Here is a 22,485-nt window from a genome sequence, read left to right as displayed (position 1 = left end):
TCCTTCGCCGGGAAAGCAAAAAATTGTGTACAATTTTCCATGCGAATGTCTTAATTAGGCGAATTCAAGGCGCTCGCTGCCCCAGTTCGGGTCACTGGCGTGCGTACTTGCCCCTGGCAAACAAGAGGCGACAAGCAGATGGGACGTTTGACCACTCACGTACTGGACGCAGCCCACGGCTGTCCAGGCAGCGCAATCAAGGTGGAGTTGTACCGTGTCGAAGGCAGCCAGTTGACGTTGGTCACTTCGGCGCTCACCAACAGCGATGGCCGCGTCGACGCGCCATTGTTGCAAGGCGATGACTACCGTTCGGGTGTTTACCAGCTGCAGTTCAATGCTGGTGACTACTACCGTGGGCGTGGCGTGGCGCTGCCTGAACAGCCGTTTCTGGATGTGGTGGTATTGCGCTTTGGCATTGATGCGCAGCAGGAGCACTACCATGTGCCGCTGCTGATTTCGCCGTACAGTTATTCGACCTACCGTGGAAGCTAGTTGGTCGCTAGAAGAATCTTCGTAGGTCCTTTGGCCCGCTCTCACACTGGCGGGCTTTTTTTCGCCTAGGCCTAGGTGGTTTCGGTACGAATGCTCTGTTGCATATATGCCAGCGACTTGCCGGTCCTGAACAATGCGTGGTCTTCTGCGCCTGCGGCCAACGCACCTAGCAGGTTGAAACTCGTGCCGACCAGGCGCGGTGCTCCCCGTTCCTTCATCCATTCCTGACTGGCCAGTAAATGCGCAGATGTGTTGGAAATGCTAGCGCGTCTAGTGCGATCGGCGATGTCTACATAGACTCGCGCGTGCTCAATGCTCAGGGAATTATCACCGTGGCTGGCCAGGTTGCTGTTGACCACGCCAAGCTTGTGGATGAAAGGCGTACTGGTTGAGAGTTTCCTCGTGTATTCATGGATCACGGCCCGTCCCCCATTAAAACTAGGTATGGACTGCGGGTTTGGCGATAGCGACTTTCGGGTAAGACCCAAGCTTTCGGCCGCGAGCTCATGATTTGACCTCCACCACTTCTTGATTGCGCTGAACGTCACGGGCGCTCGACCCGACGGGTCGGCCATGTTCACCGGATCGTTCTGGCAGTAGGCGTATGGATTGAGCCCACCCTGAGCAAATGGACTCCAGTGGTCAGGGCTCTGCAACCTCATCAGTGTCGGGTTGTAGAGCCGGTGGCCTTTGCCTAGAGGGTACAGGCGGGAAATCGGATCACTGAACTCGCCGTTGAAGCCCAATGAGCTCTTGCTCCATAAGCTATGACCATATGGGGTATAGGTGGGTAAGGCAGAGGTAGGTGTGTGCATCGGCAGGCCTCCGTAAAGGCTTTCACTTGTAACAAGCACCGATTCAGTTTGCACCTGGCAAAAATCCTAGTTTGATCGATTTGCACGCCAATCGCGCCGGTAATGACAAATGGGCGCCGAAGCGCCCTTGGCTGTTGCGAAAGTTTCAGAGGAAGATGAACTTGGCAATAAAGATCGCACACAGCACCCACAGGCTGGCAGAGATCTCCTTGTATTTACCCGTACCGGCTTTAAGCGCCACGTAGCTGATGAAACCCAGCGCAATGCCATCGGCTACCGAGAACGTCAGTGGCATCATGATCACGGTGACGATTGCCGGAATGCTGTCGGTCGCCTCGTCCCAGTTGATGTGCGCCATGCTGCCCATCATCAGCATCGCGACGTAGATCAAGGCGCCAGCGGTTGCATAGGCGGGGATCATGCCAGCCAGCGGTGCAAAGAACATGGCGGCAATGAACAGCACGCCTACCACCACCGCCGTCAGGCCGGTGCGCCCCCCGGCGGCCACCCCCGCGGCACTTTCCACATAGCTGGTGACCGGCGGCACGCCGACTACGGCGCCGAACACGCTCGAAGCACTGTCGGCCTTGAGGGCTCTGGACAGGTTCTCGATACGGCCGTCAGGGGCCACCAGGTTCGCCCGCTGCGCCACGCCCATCAGCGTCCCGGCGGTGTCGAACATATGCACGAACAGAAAGGCCAGGACCACGCTAATCATGCTCACGTTGAACACGCCCGCCACGTCCATGGCCATCCAGGTCGGCGCCAGGCTGGGCGGCATCGACACCACGCCGCCGAACTTCACCAGTCCCAGACCCCAGCCCGCCAGCGTTACGCCGATGATGCTGATCAGGATCGCCCCGAATACCCGCTTGTAGCTGAGGATGGCGATCATCAAAAAGCACATCGCCGCCAGCAGCGGGCCTGGCTCATGCAGCGAACCGAGTTTGATCAGGGTGGCGGGGCTGTCGACGATGATACCTGCGGTCTTCAGGCCGATCAGGCCGAGGAACAGGCCCACCCCGGCGCCCATGGCATGGCGCAGGCTGACGGGGATGCTGTTGAGCAGCCACTCGCGCACCTTGGACAGCGTCAGGAACATGAACAGCACGCCGGAGATGAAGACCGCGCCCAGTGCCGTTTCCCAGTTGTAGCCCATGGTGCCGACCACGGTGTAGGTAAAGAACGCATTGAGACCCATGCCGGGTGCCAGGCCCACTGGCCAGTTGGCATACAGCCCCATGAGCAGGCAGCCGAGGGCGGCGGCGATGCAAGTCGCCACGAAGGCTGCGCCATGATCAATGCCGGCATCGGCCATGATGTTGGGGTTGACGAAAATGATGTAGGCCATGGTGATGAAGGTGGTCACCCCGGCGATCAGCTCGGTTTTAACGGTACTGCCGTGTTGCCTGAGTTTGAAAATGCGCTCCAGCCAACCCGTGGCGGGCGGTGAAGCGATGTCCAGCGTAGGGACTTCGGTTTTGCGGCTTTCCACAGCGAGTACTCCTCAAGTCTTTCTTGTTGTTATGGAGCCCGTGGTCCTGAGCAATGCACTTGGCGGCTCCGCGAGGGCGGCAACTGGCCAGCAGCATGCAGTGCCGTGGCGCATTGTTGACCGTAAGGTCAGGAAGTTGCCTGAGCGATTATGCTTTTGTGTACAAAGAAAGCAAATACTGTTTTATGTTTTGTATGCTAGGTGAGGTGAACAATCGCTATATGCGTTAAAGCACGCCTGCAGAAACGGCTCAGCCTGTGTACAATGACGCCATACTTTCCTTCGTGCCTCGAGAGCCCATGAACGAACAGCTGCAACCCCTGAAAAAACCCGCGCGTGCCGGCAAGGCCGGTCGCAGTGGTACCCAGGACGACATTGTCTATGCGCACATCTTCGAGGCCATCCTGGAGCAACGTCTAGCGCCGGGCACCAAGCTCAGCGAAGAGGCGCTGGGCGAGATTTTCGGCGTCAGCCGCACCATCATCCGCCGGGCCCTGTCACGGCTGGCCCATGAGAGCGTGGTGCTGCTGCGGCCCAACCGAGGTGCCGTGGTCGCCAGCCCAACCGTGGAGGAGGCGCGCCAGGTGTTCTTCTCGCGGCGCATGGTCGAGCGTGCCATCACCGAGCTTGCCGTGGAGCACGCCACCGCCGAGCAGCTGGCCGAGCTTCGGCAGATGGTCCGCGAAGAGCGCGACAGTTTTTCCCGAGGGGATCGCGGCGCCGGCATCCGGCTGTCCGGCGAGTTTCACCTCAAGCTTGCCGAAGCGGCGGGCAATGCGCCGTTGGTGAGCTTCCAGCGCAGCCTGGTATCGCAGACCTCGCTGATCATCGCCCAGTACGAGAGCGGCAATCGTTCCCACTGCTCGTACGACGAGCATCTGCAGCTGATCGATGCCATCGAGGCGCGTGACGCCGCCCAGGCAGTCAGCCTGATGATGCATCACATGGACCACATCGACAGCAAGCTGAACCTGGACGAGGAGAGCGCCTCGGACGATCTGCATGCGGTGTTCTCCCATCTGCTGAAAAAGCCCAAGCTCACGGTCAAGAACTGACCGTTCGCCTGGGCTCGCATCAGCGCGACCCTTACCTTTCGCGCTGATGCACGCAACGCCCGGCCGCATAGGTTTCACGAACCGTGCGGTCGTCGCCTAGGGTGGTCAGCACGAACAACGTCTCCTCGATGCTTCTGGACTGCTGCAGGCGATAGTCCAGCAGCGGCGTTGCCTTGTAGTCCAGCACCACAAAGTCCGCGTCATTGCCCGGGCGCAGGCTGCCGATCCGGTCATCCAGGCGCAGCGCGCGCGCACCGCCCAGGGTCGCCAGGTAGAGCGACTTGAAAGGGTGCAGGCGTGCGCCTTGCAGCTGCATCACCTTGTATGCCTCATTGAGCGTGTTGAGCAGCGAGAAGCTGGTACCGGCGCCTACGTCGGTGCCCAGGCCGACATTGACCTTGAAGCGCTCCGCCTGAGGCAGATTGAACAGCCCGCTGCCCAAGAACAGGTTGGAGGTGGGGCAGAACGCGACCGCCGAGCCCGTCTCGGCCAGGCGCTGGCATTCTTCGTCGCACAGGTGCACGCCATGGGCGAAGACCGAGCGCTCGCCCAGCAGTTCGAAATGGTCGTACACATCCAGGTAGCCCTTCTGTTCCGGGAACAGCGACTTGACCCAGTCGATTTCCTGAAGGTTCTCCGACAGGTGCGTGTGCAGGTAAACGCCTGGGTGTTCCTTGAGCAGTTGGCCCGCCCGTGCCAGCTGCTCAGGCGTGCTGGTCGGTGCGAAACGCGGGGTGACGGCATAGTGCAGGCGGCCTTTGCCATGCCAGCGCTCGATCAGCGCTTTGCTCTGGGCGTAACCGGACTCGGCGGTGTCGGTCAGGTAATCGGGGGCGTTGCGGTCCATCATCACCTTGCCAGCGATCAGACGCAGGTCCAGGCGCTCGGCTGCTTCGAACAAGGCGTTGACCGATTCGGAGTGCACACTGCCGAACACCAGGGCGGTGGTGGTGCCGTTACGCAGCAGCTCCTTGAGGAAGATCTGCGCCACCTGGTCGGCATGGTCCTTGTCGGCAAATTGCTTCTCGCAAGGGAAGGTGTAGGTGTTCAACCAGTCCAGCAACTGCTCCCCGTAGGAGCCGATCATGCCGGTCTGGGGGAAGTGGATGTGAGTGTCGATGAACCCTGGGGTGATCAATGCGTCCTGGTAGTGCTCTACCGGTATGTCGGCGTCCAGGGTCGGCAACAAGTCGCTGGCATGGCCCACGGCCTGGATGCGTCCGCCGTCGATCACAAGCACGCCGTCTTCGAAATACTCATGGGAAGCGTCCAGGCCTACCTCGGCCGGGTCGGCGATGCTGTGCAGGATGGCGGCTCGGTAGGCTTTGCGGGTAACGGTCATATCTCACTCGTCAAATGGCTTGGCTGCGCCGTGAAGGCGGCAGCAACTGGGCAATGGGGCCGGCGTTGGCGGCAGCGTCGTGCTGGCCGAAGCGGGCGTTGTAGGTGGCGATGATTTCGCCGGCGATGGACACGGCGATTTCGATGGGCAGCTTGCCCTTGACCTCGGTCAGGCCCATCGGGCACCGCATGCGCGCCACCAGGGCGGGGTCGAACCCGCGCTCGCGCAGGCGATGCTCGAACTTGACCCGCTTGGTCTTCGAGCCGATCAGGCCGAACCAGGTGAAATCGTTGCGCTTGAGGATGGCAGCGGTCAGCTCCAGGTCGAGCTGATGGTTATGGGTCATGACGATGCAGTAGCTGCCCGGCGGCAGGTCTGCCACTTCGTCGACCGGTTCCTCGCTGACCACGCGCGTCACGCCGGCGGGAATCTGGGCAGGGAATTCCTGCTCGCGCGAATCGATCCAGCGCACCCGGCAGGGCAGCGCGGCGAGCAAGGGTACCAGAGCCCGGCCGACATGGCCCGCGCCGAACACGGCGATCTGCGCCTGCACGGCGGCCATGGGTTCGAACAACAATACCGTCACACCCCCACAGCACTGGCCGAGGCTGGCACCAAGACTGAAGCGTTCCAGGTGCGGGGTACCGCGGTGCTCGCCGAGCATCTGCCGGGCGATGTGCAGCGCCTTGTATTCCAGATGGCCGCCGCCGATGGTGTCGTATGATCCGCAGGCGCTGACCACCATTTTCGAACCGGCATTGCGCGGGGTGGAGCCGCGTTCTTCGATGATGGTCACCAGTACGCAGGCCTCGCCGCGGGCTTGGTGTTCGGCCAGGGCGTTGATCCATTGGTGCATGATGCAAGATCCTCATCTATGGGTGCCTGTTCGGGCCTTCTCGCCGACTTGCCGGCAATGGGCCCGAACAGGCAACGCACCTTCAATTGTTCACTGCGTCCAGCTCCTGCACCGCAGGTTGCAGGGTGGCCGCCTTGCGCATCTGCTCACAGCCCCACAACACCCGCTCCGGCGTGGCAGGGGCATCTATGTTCGGTTGCACGCGGTAGTCGGCAAGGCTGGCCACCGCATCCTTGATCGCGCACCAGGCGGCGATCCCGAGCATGAACGGCGGCTCGCCCACGGCCTTGGAATGGAACACCGTGTCCTCCGGGTTCTTGCGGTTCTCCACCAGCTTGACCCGCATGTCCAGCGGCATGTCGGCCACCGCTGGAATCTTGTAGCTGGCCGGGCCGTTGGTCACGAGTTTGCCCTTGGCGTTCCACACCAGCTCCTCGGTGGTGAGCCAGCCCATGCCTTGAATGAACCCTCCCTCTACCTGTCCGATGTCGATGGCCGGGTTCAGCGAGTCGCCCACATCGTGCAGGATGTCGGCGCGCAACATCTTGTACTCGCCGGTCAGTGTGTCGACGATCACTTCCACGCAGGCCGCGCCAAAGGCGTAGTAGTAGAAGGGGCGCCCCCGTGCCTGGCTACGGTCATAGAAGATCTTTGGCGTGCGGTAGAACCCGGTGCTCGATAGCGACACCTGACCGAAATAAGCCTGCTGCACCAACTGCTCGAAGCTGACGATCTGGTCGCGCACACGCACGTGGCCATTACGGAACTCTACGTCCTCCTCGGTGACCTGGTAGTGCCTGGCAGCGAATTCGGTCAAACGTTTCTTGAGAATCTCGGCAGCATGCTGTGCGGCCTTGCCGTTCAAGTCAGCCCCACTGGAAGCGGCGGTAGGGGAGGTGTTGGGTACCTTGTCGGTGTTGGTGGCGGTGATCTGGATCCGGTCGATATCGACCTGGAAGACCTGGGCCACCACCTGCGCCACCTTGGTGTTCAGGCCCTGGCCCATTTCAGTGCCGCCGTGGTTCAGGTGGATGCTGCCATCGGTGTAGATATGGATCAGCGCTCCTGCCTGGTTGAGGAAGGTGGCGGTGAACGAGATGCCGAACTTGACCGGGGTCAGTGCCAGGCCTTTTTTCAGGATCGGGCTGCCGGCATTGAAGCGACCGATGGCCGCCCGCCGTTCGGCGTAGTCACTGCTGGCTTCAAGCTCGGCGGTCATCTCCTCGAGCATGTTGTGCTCGACGGTCTGGTAATAATGGGTGACGTTGCGCTCGTCCTTGCCATAGTAGTTGGCCTTGCGCACGGCCAACGGGTCGCGGCCGAGGTGCCTGGCGATGTGGTCCATCACCTGCTCGATGGCGACCATGCCTTGCGGTCCGCCAAAGCCCCGGTAGGCCGTATTCGACGCGGTGTTGGTCTTGCAGCGGTGCCCGTGGACGGTGGCATCGCCCAGGTAGTAGGCGTTGTCGGAGTGGAACATGGCGCGGTCGACGATCGAGCCGGACAGGTCCGGGGAGTAGCCACAGTTGCCGGCCAGCTCCAGGTTGATGCCGTGCAGGCGACCCTGGTTGTCGAAGCCCACGTCGTACTCGACGTAGAAGGGGTGTCGCTTGCCGGTCATGGTCATGTCCTCGACCCGCGGCAGGCGCATCTTCGTCGGTTGCCCGGTCAGGCGGGCGATGACGGCGCACAGGCAAGCCGGGCTCGCGGCCTGGGTCTCCTTGCCGCCAAATCCGCCGCCCATGCGGCGCATGTCCAGCACCACCTTGTTCATGGGCACATCGAGCACTTCGGCCACCAGTTTCTGCACCTCGGTGGGGTTCTGGGTGGAGCAGTACACGATCATGCCGCCGTCTTCGGTGGGCATCACCGAGGAAATCTGGGTCTCCAGGTAGAAGTGTTCCTGGCCGCCGATGTGCAGGGTGCCTTGCAGGCGATGCGGGGCGCTGGCCAGGGCTGCAGCGCTGTCGCCGCGCTGATGGGTGTGGCTGTCGAGCACGAAGTGCCGCTTGCGCAGCGCCTCGACCACATCGAGCACCGGTTCGAGGTCCTCGTATTCGATGACGGCGGCCATGGCGGCGCGGCGTGCGGTGTCCAGGTCACGTGCGGCCACGGCCAGGACCGGCTGACCGAAGAACTCGACCTTGTCGATGGCCAGCAAGGGATCGCCTGCCACCACCGGTCCGATGTCCTTGAGCCCAGGAATGTCTTGATGGGTGATCGCGATGCGCACCCCTTCGAAGGCGTAGCAGGGCGTGGTGTCGATGCGCAGGATGCGCGCATGGGCACGGTCTGCGGTACGTGCGTAGACGTGCAGCTGGTTGGGGAATTCCAGTCGGTCGTCGATGTACAACGCTTCGCCGGACACGTGCTTGTCGGCGCTATCGTGCTTGACGCTGCGCCCGACCCCGGTGGTCAGGTCCTGGCGGAACAGGTCGGCCATTTCGGCCTGGCTTTTGGGCACATGATGGTTAGACATAAGCGGTCACCCGGGTTTCGATGTGCGGCGTTTGCAGTTCGATAAAGTACTTGCGCAGCAGGTTCTGCGCGGTCAGCAGGCGGTATTGCTGGCTGGCGCGGAAGTCGCTGAGCGGGGTGAAGTCTTCGGCCAGGGCCTGGCAGGCGCGCTCCACGCTGGCCTTGTTCCAGGGTTGGCCCAGCAACGCCGCCTCGCAGGCACGGGCGCGCTTGGGGATGGCCGCCATGCCGCCGAAGGCGATGCGTGCGCCGCTGACCACCCCGTGCTCGATGCTCAGGTTGAACGCTGCGCACACCGCCGAAATGTCATCGTCCAGGCGCTTGGAAACCTTGTAGGCGCGGAACGTCCAGTCGTGCCGGGCTAGGGGTACCAGGATCTTCTCGATGAACTCGCTGTCCTGCCGGGCGGTGATGCGGTAGTCGATGAAATAGGCTTCCAGCGGCATCGTGCGCTGGCGCTCGCCCTGGCGCAGGACTACCTGGGCGTCCAGCGCGATCAACAAGGGCGGTGAGTCGCCGATGGGCGAAGCGTTGCCGATGTTGCCGCCCAGGGTGCCCTGGTTGCGGATCTGCAGCGAAGCGAAGCGATGCAGCAGCGCCCCGAAGTCCGGGTATTGGGCGTTCAACGCCTGGTAGCAGTCGGTGAGCGGGGTGGCAGCACCGATTTCAAGATGGGTGGCGGTCTGCTCGATCCGCTTGAGCTCGGCCACATGCCCCACGTAGATCATCACTGGCAGGGTCTTGTGCATTTGCGTGACTTCCAGCGCCAGGTCGGTACCGCCTGCCAGCAACCGGGCTTCGGGGTGCGAACTATAAAGCTCGGCCAGGTCGGCGACGGTCAGCGGGACCAGGCAACGCTTGTCGCCACTGTTCAGCTCGCCGGTCTGCGACGGTGCAATGGCCTTGAGGCGGGCGATGGTCTGCGCTTGCTGGGCATCGAACTGGTCGCGGCAGGGTTGCCGGCAGCTCTGCTGGGCGGCGTCAAGAATGGGTCGGTAACCCGTGCAGCGGCACAGGTTGCCGGCCAGTGCTTCCTGGGCCTGGTGCACGTCGGCACCTTGACTGTTCTTTTGCAGGGCGAACAGCGACATCACAAAGCCTGGCGTACAGAAACCGCATTGCGACCCATGGCAGTCCGCCATGGCTTGTTGCACGCTGTGCAGCTGGCCTTGGTGCTTGAGGCCTTCGACGCTGATCAGTTGCTTGCCGTGCAGGCTGGACACGAATGTCAGGCAGGAATTGAGGCTGCGATAGCGCAAGGCATCGTCGCCGGCATCGTCCTGGGTCAGTTCACCGATCACCACGGTGCAGGCACCACAGTCACCGCTGGCGCAGCCCTCTTTGGTGCCGGGTTTGCCCAACTGCTCGCGCAGGTATTGCAGCACGGTCATGTTCGGGTCCAGGGCGTGCTCGCTGCGCAGCTCCTGGTTGACGAGAAACTGGATCACGGGGATGGCCTCGCAATGGTTTTATTGTTGTTGGGCCGACTCTAAGCAACACCTGTCGCGCGGGTCAATGTTTTTCTGACTCAAAGGTCAGGAAATCGTCCGGCGGCCGGCCCACCCTGGTTGATGATGCTTACACCAAGCATAGATCGCGCCGGCCCGGCAGCTGTCCGGGTGGTCAAATAAACCCCGATAGCCCGCTGCGCTTCCCGGGGGCAAGTAGGCTACAATCCGCCCCCTTGTGTCCCGTTCAGTGATTTGAAGGAAAACCATGACGTTCAAGGCCCCGGACAGCCTCGCCGAGCAGATTGCCGATTACCTGGCCGAGCGCATCATCCGCGGCGAACTGGCGCCTGCAGAGCGTATCCAGGAACAGAAGGTGACCCAGGCGCTCAACGTCAGCCGGGGTTCGGTGCGCGAAGCGCTGCTGATCCTTGAACGTCGCCACCTGGTGGCGATATTGCCGCGCCGGGGCGCCCACGTCACCGAACTGGACGAGCGCAGCGTGCGCAGCCTGTGCACGCTCATGAGCGAGTTTTACATCCTGCTGGGCAACGCGGTTGCACAACGCTGGCGCAGCGAAGACGAACTGCGCCCGTTTCTGGACATTCAGCAGCGTCTTCATGTGGCGCATGCCGCACGCGACATCGAGGCGTTCGTGGCCGAGAGCTTCGAGGTGATGCGTGCTGCCTACCCCTTCGCCGACAACCCGTTCCTGCAGGAAACCGTCGAGAACCTGCAGCCAGCCATGAGCCGCGCCTATTACCTGTCCCTGGACCAGCGCCAGGCGAACATGGTCGATTACCTGGGCCTGTTCGGTCACTTGCTCGAGGCGGTGGTGCTGCGCGACTTGCCGCGCATTCGTGAAGTACTTACCGCCTATGGCCAGCGCAGTTGCGAACTGGTACTGGCGGCGCTGGCCCGGCCCTGACTGATGCGTCTGAAGTGCATCCGCCTGGCAGGGTTCAAGTCTTTCGTCGACCCCACCACCGTCAACTTCCCGAGCAATATGGCGGCGGTCGTGGGCCCCAATGGCTGTGGCAAGTCCAACATCATCGACGCCGTACGCTGGGTAATGGGCGAAAGTTCGGCAAAGAACCTGCGCGGCGAGTCGATGACCGACGTCATCTTCAACGGCTCCAGCGGCCGCAAGCCGGTCAGCCAGGCCAGCATCGAACTGGTGTTCGACAACAGCGAGACTACCCTTGTGGGCGAGTATGCCGCCTACGCCGAGATCTCGATTCGGCGCAAGGTCACCCGCGACAGCCAGAACAGCTATTACCTCAACGGCACCAAGTGCAGGCGTCGGGACATCACCGATATCTTCCTGGGCACAGGCCTTGGGCCTCGCAGCTACTCGATCATCGAACAGGGCATGATCTCCAAGCTGATCGAAGCCAAGCCCGAGGAACTGCGCAATTTCATCGAGGAAGCGGCGGGTATCTCCAAGTACAAGGAGCGTCGCCGCGAAACTGAAAACCGCATCCGCCGAACCCAGGAGAACCTGGCGCGCCTGACCGACCTGCGCGAGGAGCTGGAACGCCAGCTTGAGCGCCTGCACCGCCAGGCCCAGGCGGCCGAGAAATACCGTGAATACAAGGCGCAGGAACGCCAGCTCAAGGCGCGCCTGGCGGCGTTGCGCTGGCGCGAGCTGGACGAACGGGTTCGTCAGCGTCAGTCGGTGATCGGTAACCAGGATGTGTCCTTCGAGGCGCTGGTGGCCGAGCAGCGCAATGCCGATGCCAGCATCGAGCGGCTGCGTGACGGTCATCATGAGCTGTCCGAGCGCTTCAACCAGGTGCAGGCCCGGTTCTACTCGGTGGCCGGCGACATCGCCCGGGTCGAGCAAAGCATCCAGCACGGCCAGCAACGTTTGCGCCAGTTGCAGGACGATTTCAAGGAAGCCGAACGCACGCGCCAGGAAACCGAATCGCACCTGGGGCATGACCGTACGCTGCTGGCAACTTTGGCAGAAGAACTGGCCATGCTCGAGCCCGAGCAGGCGCTGACCCTGGCGGCTGCCGAAGAAAGCGCTGCCGTGCTGGAAGAGGCCGAATCAGGCATGCACGGTTGGCAGGAGCAGTGGGACACCTTCAACAGTCGCTCGGCTGAACCGCGTCGCCAGGCCGAAGTGCAGCAGGCGCGCTTGCAGCAGTTGGAAAGCGGCTTGGAGCGCCTGGCCGAGCGTCAGCGCAAACTCACCGACGAACAGGTGCAGTTGGGCGAAGACCCGCAAGACGCGGCGATGCTGGAGCAGGTTGAGCAGTTGGCCAGCAGCGAGTTGTCGCTCGAAGCACTGCAACTGGAGGAAGAGGAGGTTATCGAGCGCCTGGAAACGGTGCGCCAGGCGCTGCAGGAGGCCGGGCTGGCTCAGCAACAGGCCCAGGGTGATGTGCAACGCCTGGGCGGGCGCCTGGCATCGCTGGAAGCCCTGCAGCAGGCAGCCCTGGACCCAGGTGCTGGTGTGGGCCAATGGTTGCAGGGGCAGGGGTTGGCAGACTGCCCTCGCCTGGCACAAGCGTTGCGCGTTGAGCCCGGGTGGGAGCTTGCGGTGGAAACCGTGTTGGGCGCCGACTTGCAAGCCGTGCTGGTGGACGACTTCGCACCGTTGGATCTGGCGGGCTTGCAGCAGGGCGATGTGAGCCTGCTGCTCGCGGCTTGCGCCAGCCAGGCGGTGCCTTCCGGCAGCCTGCTGGACAAGGTACAAGGCCCCGTCGACCTCGCGCCATGGCTGGGCCAGGTCAGGCCCGTGGAAGACCTGGCCGAGGCCTTGGCCTTGCGTGCTGCGTTGGGCGAAGGGCAGAGCCTGGTCAGCCGCGATGGCTATTGGGTCGCCCGCCACAGCCTTCGTGTGCGCCGCGGTGGCAGCGGTGAAGGCGGGGTGCTGGCGCGCGGTCAGGAGATCGAGCGGCTCGAGCACAGTCAGCGTGAGCAGCACATCGCCCTGCAGCAGCTTGACCAGCAGCTGCACACCCTGCGTGAACAGCAGCAGCACCTGGAAGCGCAGCGCGAGCAGGTACGCCGTCGCGCCCAGGAAGAAAGCCGCCTGCAAGCCGAACTCAAGGCCAGCTTGTCAGCCAACCGTGCCCGTGCCGAACAGGTCGCGCTGCGCCGCCGCCGTTTGGACGAAGAGCTGGCTGAGCTCGACGAGCAGCGCGCCCTCGAGCATGAGCAACTGGGCGAAGCCCGTTTGCTGTTGCAGGATGCCCTCGAACTCATGGCCCAGGACACCGATCGGCGCGAAGTGCTGCTGGCCCAGCGCGACCGGCTGCGTGAGGGCCTGGACCGCATTCGTCAGGAAGCCAGGCAGCACAAGGACCATGCCCACCAGCTGGCCGTGCGCCTGGGGTCGCTGCGCGCCCAGCATGACTCCACGCGTCAGGCCCTGGAACGCCTGGAACTGCAAGCGGCCCGTCTGAGCGAGCGACAGGAGCAGCTGAGTCTGAACCTGGAGGAAGGGGAGGCGCCGTTGGAGGAGCTGCGGCTCAAGCTCGAAGAGTTGCTGGAACGGCGCATGGGTGTCGACGAAGAAATGCGCCAGGCACGCCTGCAAATGGACGAGGCCGACCGCGAACTGCGCGATGCCGAAAAGCGCCGCACCCAGGCCGAGCAGCAGGCTCAGTTGCTGCGTGGTCAACTCGAACAACTGCGCCTGGAGTGTCAGGGCCTGGAAGTGCGGCGTACCACATTGCAGGAGCAGTTGCTCGCCGACGGTTACGACTTGCAGGGCGTTCTCGCCACGGTCGAGCCCGACGCTACCGAGGCCGGCACCGAACAGGCCTTGGAGCAACTCGATGCCCGTATCCAGCGGCTGGGCGCGATCAACCTGGCCGCCATCGAGGAGTACGAACAGCAGTCCGAGCGCAAGCGCTACCTCGATGCCCAGGATGCTGACCTGGTCGAAGCGCTGGACACGCTTGAAAACGTCATTCGCAAGATCGACAAGGAAACCCGCCACCGCTTCAAAGATACCTTTGATCAGATAAATGCCGGATTGCAGGCACTTTTCCCAAAAGTTTTCGGTGGTGGCAGCGCTTATCTGGAACTGACGGGCGAAGATCTACTCGATACAGGGGTGACGATCATGGCGCGACCACCGGGCAAGAAGAACAGCACCATTCATCTGCTGTCTGGTGGCGAAAAAGCACTGACCGCCTTGGCGCTGGTGTTTGCCATCTTCAAGTTGAACCCCGCACCGTTCTGCATGCTCGATGAAGTCGACGCACCGTTGGACGATGCCAACGTTGGGCGGTATGCCCGACTGGTAAAGGAAATGAGTGAGAGCGTGCAGTTCATTTACATCACGCACAACAAGATCGCCATGGAAATGGCCGACCAGCTGATGGGGGTCACCATGCACGAGCCGGGCTGTTCGCGCCTGGTGGCCGTGGATGTGGAGGCGGCCATGGCGATGGTCGATGCGTGAAACCTGTGGTCGAACGGCACAATCTTCATTGAAATGCCCCTGTCATGTGAGACAGACGGTGTAAAGTTGTCTTTGGTCGTGCTAGCTTTATGTCACTCGTTTTCTGCGTGGGTAAAACGCCTGTCAGAACATAGGCTTGGCGCCACGTGTTAAAGGCCTTTGAAGCCTTTGTTTTCAGCATATTTATTAGAGGCACGGGATTACATGGAAATCGGTCTGCGCGAGTGGCTGATCCTTATCGGCATCATTGTCATTGCCGGCATTCTTTTCGATGGCTGGCGCCGTATGCGCGGCGGCAAGGGTAAGTTGAAATTCCGTCTGGACCGCAGTTATGCAAATGCGGCGGACGATGAAGGCGGTGGTGCCGAAGTGCTCGGCCCACCCCGCGTGCTCGACACCCACAGGGAGCCTGAGCTGGACGAAAGTGATCTTCCGTCGCTCAGTGCCTCGGACCGGGACCGTGATCGCGAACCCAAACCTGCCAAGGTCAGCAAGTGGCCAAAACGCCCGGCGGCTGCAGAAGCGCCGCGCGTTGACGCAGGCTTCAGCGCGCCCTCCCGTGAAGCGGATATTGTGATCGACGACGAGGACGACTTCGCGGCGGACAAGGGGCGTAGCCCATCCCCTGCAGCGGCCAACAACAGCGTCAAGGAGCTGCCGCCGGCCGAGGAAGTGCTGGTGATCAGCGTTATTTCCCGTGACGAGGGTGGGTTCAAGGGCCCGGCGTTGCTGCAGAACATTCTGGAAAGTGGCCTGCGGTTCGGCGAGATGGACATCTTCCACCGTCACGAGAGCATGGCCGGTCACGGCGAAGTGCTGTTCTCCATGGCCAATGCCGTCAAGCCTGGCATCTTCGACCTGGATGACATCGACCATTTCAGCACGCGTGCGGTGAGCTTCTTCCTCGGCCTGCCCGGCCCGCGCCATCCGAAGCAGGCCTTCGACGTCATGGTGGCGGCAGCGCGCAAGCTGGCCCATGAGCTCAACGGTGAACTCAAGGATGACCAGCGCAGCGTTTTAACGGCGCAGACCATCGAACACTACCGCCAGCGCATCGTGGAATTCGAGCGCCGTGCCCTGACCCAGAAGCGCTGATAAATCCAGACGAAGAGCAGCCTCGGGGCGTGCTGGTCGGTTCAGGCCTCTTGCTCATCGACTCGGCTTTCGGCAAGCGAGCCCGCTTCACGGTTTCACCGCAGCCTTTGAAGGCTGTGGCGAACCTGTGGAGCGGGCTCGCTGCCTAAGGCACAAGGCGATGACGAGACCTGGCTCTCCAGAGGCTGCCAGGCTGCTCTTTCGTTTTGCAAGAGAAGCTCAAAATGACCGCTGAAACCCGCATTCACGAACTGCGTGCCGAACTCGACCAGCACAACTACCGCTACTATGTGCTGGACGAACCCAGCGTGCCCGACGCCGAGTACGACCGGCTGTTCAACGAACTCAAGGCGCTGGAGGCCGAGCATCCCCACCTGGTCACGCCCGACTCGCCCACCCAGCGGGTAGGTGGGGCGGCCCTTGCCGCATTCAGCCAGGTTCGTCATGAGGTTCCCATGCTCAGCTTGGGTAATGCCTTCGAAGAGGCTGACCTGCGTGAGTTCGGTCGCCGTGTGACGGAAGGGCTGGACCAGCCAGGCGCGGTGGATTTCAGCTGCGAGCCCAAGCTCGATGGCCTGGCGGTCAGCCTGCTCTACCGTGACGGTCACCTGGTGCAGGGTGCCACGCGAGGCGACGGCACCACGGGTGAAGACATCAGCGCCAACGTGCGTACCGTGCGCAACATTCCCTTGAAGCTGCACGGGCAAGGCTGGCCTGCGGTGCTGGAAGTGCGCGGCGAGGTGTTCATGAGCAAGGCCGGCTTCGACCGGCTCAATGCGTCCCAGGCCGACCTCGGCGGCAAGACCTTCGCCAACCCGCGCAATGCCGCGGCAGGCAGCCTGCGTCAGCTGGACTCCAAGATCACTGCCAGTCGCCCGCTGGAATTCTGCTGCTACGGTGTCGGCCAGGTGTCCGCACCTGTGGCCGACAGCCATATCGCCACGCTGGAGCAGCTCAAGACATGGGGGTTGCCGATCAGTCGCGAGCTCAAGCACGCGGCCGGCATCGAGCAATGCCTGGACTATTACCGCGACATCGGCGAGCGGCGTAACAGCCTGCCTTACGAGATCGATGGCGTGGTGTTCAAGGTCAACAGCCTGGCCGCACAGCGGGAGCTGGGTTTCCGTGCCCGGGAGCCGCGCTGGGCCATCGCCCATAAATTCCCGGCGATGGAGGAGCTCACCGAGGTGCTGGACGTGGAGTTCCAGGTGGGGCGTACGGGCGCGGTCACCCCAGTCGCCCGCCTGAAGCCGGTCAAGGTCGCCGGTGTGACGGTGTCCAATGCCACCTTGCACAACATGGACGAGATCGCCCGCCTGGGCTTGCGCATTGGCGATACGGTCATCATCCGCCGCGCAGGCGACGTGATCCCGCAGGTGATGCAGGTGGTGCTGGAGCGTCGGCCGGAAGGGGCGCGTGAAGTGCGGGTGCCCAGCCAGTGCCCGGTGTGCGGCTCGCATGTGGAGCGCACCCAGCTGGTCAAGCGCAGCAAGGGCAGGGAAGTGACCAGCGAGGGGGCCGTGTACCGCTGTGTCGGTCGCCTGGCCTGTGGGGCGCAGCTCAAGCAGGCGATCATCCACTACGTGTCGCGCCGGGCCATGGACATCGACGGGCTGGGTGAGAAAAGCGTGGAGCAGTTGGTGGACGAGGGCCTGATTGCCTCACCCGCCGACCTTTACACGCTCACGTTCGACCAAATCGTCGGCCTCGAAGGTTTTGCCGAAGTGTCCAGCCGCAAGCTGCTCGATGCCATCGCCGCCAGCAAGCAGCCGACCCTTGCCCGCTTCATCTATGCCTTGGGCATTCCCGATGTCGGTGAAGAAACCGCCAAGGTGCTGGCCCGCTCACTGGGCAGCCTGTCGCGCGTGCAACAGGCATTGCCGCAGGTGCTCACCTATCTGCCGGACATTGGCCTGGAAGTGGCCCATGAGATCCACAACTTCTTTGAAGACGAACACAACCAGAAGGTCATCCGCCAGTTGCTGGACAGCGGCATGCAGTTGCAGGACGAAGGCGAACTGGCCGCGGAGTTCGCCGCCAGTACCACCCTGGCTGACATGCTCGCCAAGCTCGACATCCCCTCGGTAGGGCCTACCGGCGCGCAAAAGCTGGTGGCGCGCCTGGACAGCCTGGACAAGATCATCGCCGCCGACGGCATTGACCTGCGCCAGGCGCTCAATACGCGCCAGGCAGAGGCTGTACGTGCGTTCTTCAGGGATGAAGCCAACCAGCGTCTTGCCCATGCCATCGAGGCGCAGCTGCTGGCCTTCGGCATGCACTGGCGCAGCGAGAAGAAGGTGGCCGAGGGGCTGCCTCTGGCGGGCCAGACGTGGGTGCTGACCGGCTCCCTGGAACGCATGAGCCGCGACATCGCCAAGGAGAAGCTCGAAGGCCTGGGGGCGAAAGTGGCGGGGTCCGTTTCTGGCAAGACCCACTGCGTGGTGGCAGGGCCGGGTGCCGGGTCGAAGCTGGCCAAGGCCAGCGAGCTGGGCGTGAAGGTGCTCGATGAAGAGGCGTTCGTGGCGTTTCTTGCCCAGCAGGGCATCGAGGTCTGATAACCCTGGAGCCGTGTTGGCCCGGTGCGTGATTGTCGGCACTTGGCCATCTTGGCGTGCGGGGGTGGCTGGCGAGGTGTTTGACCGCGTGGCGCGCGCTAGCCAGACAAGTCATTGAGAAATGATGACTTTTTCTGCTGCAGAGGTTGTATCTGGGCTCAAGACCGGTACAATGGCGCCACTCGCTGTTCAGCGAGACATGTAGTGGTGGCCCTGTCGGTCCTCCCGCATTGATTACCCGTTAACCTGGTCAGGCCCGGAAGGGAGCAGCCATAGCGGGAACATCGAGTGCCGGGGTGTGGCTGGCGGGGCCGCCTCCATTTCAGGCCTTGAATTCTAAAAGGCCAAGCGCTTGGTCACTCAGACTGCACACGAAAATCTGTCGGCCTTTGCCACAATGCGCCAAGGCGTTTCGGTTTTTGTTGTAAGCGCAGCCCGTTCACGCCCCTGAGGCAATTGGCTATGGCGCTGCGCACACTACCGCGTTTCTACCCGGCCTTCACAGAGCGGCTCGATACTTTCATGCGTGCTGACCTCGCTGAGGCCACTGCCATCAACCGGCGAAACCTCGGGCAAGCCAGATGATCGTCGGCAGGGCACTCAGCCGCGTGGCGCAAGCCTTTGCTCATGGCCTGCAACGTCTTGATCCGGCTGTCGAGCTCATCGGCCTTCGCCAGCAGCTGCGCCCGGTCGACCTTCATGTCCACCAGCAGGGTGCTGATTTCGTCCAGCGAAAAACCGGCGGACTGGCCCAGCGCTATCAATGCGAGCCTTTGCGCCACGTCAGCCGAAAACTGCCGGCGTTGGCCGGGCTCGCCACGCGCCGTGAGCAGTCCCTTCTTCTGGTAATAACGCAGCGTCGAAGACGGCACGCCCGTGCGTCTCGCCACATCGGCAATGTCCATGTACAAGCCCTTGACTTGAAGTTGACTTCAACTTGCATGCTGACCGGCGAATCCGACAACGTCAAATCAGAGGGAGCGTCATGGGCATCAGCGAACAGTGGATTGCAGCAATAGGCATCGGCGTCGGAGCCACACTGGTCATGGACGGCTGGTCGGCGGTCTCCAGGCGCCTGGGCGTTAGCACGCTCGATTACGCCTTGGTGGGTCGCTGGGCGGGGCATGCACTGCGAGGGCGCTGGCGCCACCAGGCAATCCGTCAGGCCCCGCCCATCAAGCATGAGCGGATCTTGGGCTGGACGCTGCACTACGTCATTGGCTTGGCGTTCGCGATGCTGCTGGTCATCACGGCGGGCACCCCCTGGCTGAGCGCCCCGACCCTGTGGCCGGCATTGGCCGTGGGCGCAGGTACGGTACTGGCGCCCCTGTGCCTGATGCAGCCTGCCATGGGCATGGGCTTTTTTGCTTCACGCACGCCCAGCCCCTGGCGCGCGCGGTTCAAGAGCCTGGTGAATCACCTGGTATTCGGTATCGGGATGTACGTGACGGCCTTGGCGCTGTAGGCGTCAGGTGCCCGTCCCGGCGGGTTGGGGCTCTTCGGTGCTGCCGTAGCGTTGCAGCAAGCGCTCCATCTCCCCGCTCTGCTTGAGGCGCACCAATGCGCGCAGAAGCGCTTGGGCGGGGATGTCAGGGTCGTTGCGTACCAGGCAGCCCAGGTCCTGTTCGTCCAGCACCGCCAGTGGCTGCAGTTGCGCATGGCGCTGGTGATTGAACCACCGCAGTGACAGTTGGTTGCTGACGGCATAGCGGTACCGTCCCGCTTGCAGCTTCTGCAGGGCCAGCTCCTGGCTGCGGCTATCCTCCCGGTAAAGGCGGTGTGCCGCCAGCAGGGGTTCAAGCGTGGTGTAGGTGTAGCCCAGGACGGTGCCGATGGGCTGGGGTGACAACCGTTGCGGCGAAATCGGGCCGCCTTCGCCTATGCGGCCTACCAGCACATCGCGCTGGTGAATCAGCGGCACGCTCCAGATGAAGTCCTTCGGCCGCGCCATCAGCCACTGATCGCTGACATAGCAACGTACATCGATATCACCCTGGTTCATCGCCTCCTCGAGGCGCATTCGAGCCATTACATGATATTCGGCGCGTACACCGGCTTGCTCGGCGGCCGCCTGCATCACATCGAACAACAGGCCCTCGACCGGCTGGCCGTTCTCGATGCGAATCAGCGGCATGCTCCAGCTCTCGGCCACCGAAAAACGCAGTACCGGCTGTTCAGCCAGGCTGTGAGCCGACCAGAAAAGAAGCAAAGTCAGCAGGGTCCGCACCGCAGGTCCTCCATGATCCGCTGTCCATCGTCGCGCCCGGCCAGTCAGGCAGTGCAATTTTGCCCCCGCTCCGCTAGCATTAGCGCTCTTCCGCTCGATCAGGCTACGATGGTTTTTCGATGAGTTATCAGGTTCTTGCACGTAAATGGCGTCCGCGCTCGTTTCGCGAAATGGTCGGCCAGGCCCATGTGCTCAAGGCCTTGATCAACGCGCTGGACAACCAGCGCCTGCACCATGCCTACCTGTTCACCGGCACGCGCGGCGTAGGCAAGACTACCATCGCGCGCATCATCGCCAAATGCCTGAACTGCGAAACCGGTATCACCTCCACGCCCTGCGGTACCTGCTCGGTCTGCCGGGAAATCGATGAAGGGCGTTTCGTCGACCTGATCGAGATCGACGCCGCCAGCCGTACCAAGGTCGAGGATACCCGCGAGCTGCTGGACAATGTCCAGTACGCGCCGAGCCGTGGTCGCTTCAAGGTCTACCTGATCGACGAAGTGCACATGCTCTCGACCCATTCCTTCAACGCGTTGCTCAAGACGCTGGAAGAACCACCGCCCTACGTCAAGTTCATCCTCGCCACCACCGACCCGCAGAAACTGCCGGCTACCATTCTTTCGCGCTGCCTTCAGTTCTCCTTGAAGAACATGAGCCCGGAGCGTGTGGTCGAGCACCTGAGCCACGTGCTCGAGGCCGAGAACGTGCCGTTCGAAGCCGATGCGCTGTGGTTGCTCGGCCGTGCGGCCGACGGCTCGATGCGCGATGCCATGAGCCTGACCGACCAGGCCATTGCCTTCGGTGAAGGCAAGGTGCTGGCTGCCGATGTGCGCGCCATGCTCGGCAGCCTGGACCACGGCCAGGTGTACGGGGTGCTGCAGGCATTGCTCGAAGGGGATGCACGCGCACTGCTCGAAGCCGTGCGCAACCTGGCCGAGCAGGGCCCGGACTGGGCCGGGGTGCTGGCCGAAATGCTCAACGTGCTGCACCGCGTGGCCATCGCCCAGGCCTTGCCCGAGGCGGTGGACAACGGCCAGGGTGACCGGGAGCGCGTGCTGGCCCTGGCTGCTGCCTTGCCGGCCGAAGACGTACAGTTCTATTACCAGATGGGCCTGATAGGGCGGCGTGACCTGCCCTTGGCGCCCGACCCGCGTGGTGGCTTCGAGATGGTACTGCTGCGCATGCTGGCGTTCCGCCCTGCCGATGCGGACGGGGCCCCGAGGCCGGTGCTAAAGCCAGTGGGGATCAGCCAGGCCACAGCTGATTCCGTCGAGCCGGTGGCGCCCCCGGCAGCGGTTGCCCAACCGGTAAGCGAACCGGTTGCGTCGGCGCCGTCAGCGCCCGTGATCGAGGTGCCTGCACCAGCAACGGCCGACCATGAACCCGAAGCTGAGCGTGACCGCGAACTCGAGGCGGAAATCTCCGCCATCTCGGTGCCTGAGCCCATTGCGCCGGTTGTCGATCTGCCATGGGAAGAGCCTGCCGCACCGACCGTGCCGGAGCCCCAGCCGGCCCCAGCACCCGTTGCTGCAAAACCTGCGCCTGCCCAACAGGCGCCAGCCCACGATGACGTACCCCCGTTCGATCCAGGTGCGTACGCGTCGGTGGGCATGGACCGCGACGATGAGCCGCCGCTCGACGAAGACTACTATGCTGGCGAAAGCGATCCGGTGGGCTTCAGCTACCTCGATGAGCTGGCCGAGCACGTCCAGGAACAACCCCAGGCCGCCGCCGAGCCGCTGCCCGCTGCCAAGCCGGCGACCGGGCTAGCCTTGCAGTGGCTGGAATTGTTCCCGCAGTTGCCTGTCTCTGGTATGACAGGCAACATCGCGGCCAACTGCACGTTGATCGCCGCCGACGGTGATGACTGGCTCCTGCACCTGGACCCGGGGCAAGGCGCGTTGTTCAACGCCACCCAGCAAAGGCGCCTGAACGAGGCGCTCAACCAGCACCTGGGGCGTACGTTGAACCTGCGCATCGAGCTGATTCGGCCCGAACAGGAAACGCCAGCCCAGGCCGCGGCCCGCAAGCGCCTTGAACGCCAGCATGAAGCCGAGGCGTCAATCGAGCACGACCCGCTGATCCAGCAGATGATCAAGCTGTTTGGCGCCAAGGTGCGGCACGATACTATTGAGCCTGTAGAGGCCCTGGCCAGTCAGGGCCAGTAACGGATAACCATGCGGCCAGCCTAGCGCCAGGCCGCA

Annotated in this window: 16 protein-coding genes and 1 other RNA gene; 9 read left to right on the top strand and 8 right to left on the bottom strand. The window is 62.9% G+C overall.

Going from position 1 to position 22,485, the window contains the following annotated elements:
- Nucleotides 1–138 precede the first annotated feature (138 nt).
- A complete protein-coding gene (gene uraH, locus ACF8GB_RS03045; RefSeq protein ID WP_058604793.1) occupies nt 139–492 on the top strand; it encodes a hydroxyisourate hydrolase in 354 nt (117 codons plus the stop codon).
- 71 nt (nt 493–563) lie between these two features.
- Here the strand turns inward: uraH and ACF8GB_RS03040 are convergent, their stop codons facing one another.
- Together ACF8GB_RS03040 and ACF8GB_RS03035 are read right to left on the bottom strand one after the other, a co-directional pair.
- On the bottom strand, nt 564–1,307 hold the full coding sequence (locus ACF8GB_RS03040) for an RHS repeat-associated core domain-containing protein (protein ID WP_392526521.1): 744 nt from the start codon (nt 1,305–1,307) through the stop codon (nt 564–566).
- 145 nt (nt 1,308–1,452) lie between these two features.
- Complete coding sequence (locus ACF8GB_RS03035) at nt 1,453–2,802, bottom strand: NCS2 family permease (RefSeq protein ID WP_058638550.1); 1,350 nt, start codon at nt 2,800–2,802, stop codon at nt 1,453–1,455.
- A 299-nt stretch (nt 2,803–3,101) separates the two neighbouring features.
- Between ACF8GB_RS03035 and ACF8GB_RS03030 the strand changes: the two genes are divergently transcribed.
- Nucleotides 3,102–3,857 (top strand): GntR family transcriptional regulator, encoded by a 756-nt coding sequence (locus ACF8GB_RS03030; RefSeq protein WP_058638551.1) that lies wholly within the window; start codon nt 3,102–3,104, stop codon nt 3,855–3,857.
- Nucleotides 3,858–3,888: 31 nt separating this feature from the next.
- Here ACF8GB_RS03030 and guaD read toward each other — a convergent pair whose 3' ends face one another.
- From guaD to xdhA, 4 genes are all read right to left on the bottom strand, one after another.
- On the bottom strand, nt 3,889–5,199 hold the full coding sequence (gene guaD / locus ACF8GB_RS03025; RefSeq protein ID WP_196127833.1) for a guanine deaminase: 1,311 nt from the start codon (nt 5,197–5,199) through the stop codon (nt 3,889–3,891).
- 10 nt (nt 5,200–5,209) lie between these two features.
- Nucleotides 5,210–6,055, bottom strand: coding sequence for a xanthine dehydrogenase accessory protein XdhC (gene xdhC / locus ACF8GB_RS03020; RefSeq protein WP_144967046.1), 846 nt, complete (start codon nt 6,053–6,055; stop codon nt 5,210–5,212).
- Nucleotides 6,056–6,137: 82 nt separating this feature from the next.
- Nucleotides 6,138–8,534, bottom strand: coding sequence for a xanthine dehydrogenase molybdopterin binding subunit (gene xdhB, locus ACF8GB_RS03015; RefSeq protein WP_197844528.1), 2,397 nt, complete (start codon nt 8,532–8,534; stop codon nt 6,138–6,140).
- Nucleotides 8,527–9,981 carry a xanthine dehydrogenase small subunit gene (gene xdhA / locus ACF8GB_RS03010; protein WP_196121861.1) on the bottom strand — a complete coding sequence of 485 codons (1,455 nt, stop codon included), beginning with the start codon at nt 9,979–9,981 and terminating at the stop codon, nt 8,527–8,529. Before xdhA ends, xdhB begins: the two co-directional genes overlap by 8 nt.
- A 268-nt stretch (nt 9,982–10,249) precedes the next feature.
- Between xdhA and ACF8GB_RS03005 the strand changes: the two genes are divergently transcribed.
- The 5 genes from ACF8GB_RS03005 to ffs all read left to right on the top strand — a co-directional run bounded on the left by ACF8GB_RS03005 (nt 10,250) and on the right by ffs (nt 18,365).
- The gene (locus ACF8GB_RS03005) at nt 10,250–10,909 is read left to right on the top strand and encodes a GntR family transcriptional regulator (RefSeq protein ID WP_167338465.1); all 660 of its coding nucleotides are present in this window, start codon (nt 10,250–10,252) and stop codon (nt 10,907–10,909) included.
- A 3-nt stretch (nt 10,910–10,912) separates the two neighbouring features.
- Nucleotides 10,913–14,404 carry a chromosome segregation protein SMC gene (gene smc, locus ACF8GB_RS03000; RefSeq protein WP_197844529.1) on the top strand — a complete coding sequence of 1,164 codons (3,492 nt, stop codon included), beginning with the start codon at nt 10,913–10,915 and terminating at the stop codon, nt 14,402–14,404.
- Between the two features lie 204 nt (nt 14,405–14,608).
- Nucleotides 14,609–15,499 (top strand): cell division protein ZipA, encoded by an 891-nt coding sequence (zipA, locus tag ACF8GB_RS02995; protein WP_392526520.1) that lies wholly within the window; start codon nt 14,609–14,611, stop codon nt 15,497–15,499.
- A gap of 224 nt (nt 15,500–15,723) precedes the next feature.
- A complete protein-coding gene (ligA, locus tag ACF8GB_RS02990; RefSeq protein ID WP_325943333.1) occupies nt 15,724–18,054 on the top strand; it encodes an NAD-dependent DNA ligase LigA in 2,331 nt (776 codons plus the stop codon).
- Nucleotides 18,055–18,268: 214 nt separating this feature from the next.
- Nucleotides 18,269–18,365, top strand: an RNA gene (ffs, locus tag ACF8GB_RS02985) — signal recognition particle sRNA small type.
- 177 nt (nt 18,366–18,542) lie between these two features.
- Here the strand turns inward: ffs and ACF8GB_RS02980 are convergent.
- Nucleotides 18,543–18,959 carry a helix-turn-helix domain-containing protein gene (locus ACF8GB_RS02980; protein WP_058638560.1) on the bottom strand — a complete coding sequence of 139 codons (417 nt, stop codon included), beginning with the start codon at nt 18,957–18,959 and terminating at the stop codon, nt 18,543–18,545.
- An 80-nt stretch (nt 18,960–19,039) separates the two neighbouring features.
- On the opposite strand from ACF8GB_RS02980, the gene ACF8GB_RS02975 reads away from it, so the two are divergent.
- On the top strand, nt 19,040–19,519 hold the full coding sequence (locus ACF8GB_RS02975) for a DUF2938 domain-containing protein (protein WP_392526519.1): 480 nt from the start codon (nt 19,040–19,042) through the stop codon (nt 19,517–19,519).
- Nucleotides 19,520–19,522: 3 nt separating this feature from the next.
- Here ACF8GB_RS02975 and ACF8GB_RS02970 read toward each other — a convergent pair whose 3' ends face one another.
- The gene (locus tag ACF8GB_RS02970; protein WP_078478854.1) at nt 19,523–20,281 is read right to left on the bottom strand and encodes an ABC transporter substrate-binding protein; all 759 of its coding nucleotides are present in this window, start codon (nt 20,279–20,281) and stop codon (nt 19,523–19,525) included.
- Between the two features lie 119 nt (nt 20,282–20,400).
- Between ACF8GB_RS02970 and dnaX the strand changes: the two genes are divergently transcribed.
- Nucleotides 20,401–22,449 (top strand): DNA polymerase III subunit gamma/tau, encoded by a 2,049-nt coding sequence (dnaX, locus tag ACF8GB_RS02965; protein ID WP_058638563.1) that lies wholly within the window; start codon nt 20,401–20,403, stop codon nt 22,447–22,449.
- The last annotated feature ends 36 nt before the right edge of the window (nt 22,450–22,485 follow it).

It is taken from the genome of Pseudomonas sp. xss_4, from assembly GCF_043104125.1.
Classification (GTDB): Bacteria; Pseudomonadota; Gammaproteobacteria; order Pseudomonadales; family Pseudomonadaceae; genus Aquipseudomonas; species Aquipseudomonas parafulva_B.
Note: the sequence above shows the minus strand (reverse complement) of the source record. Positions and strands in the feature narration are given on the sequence as shown.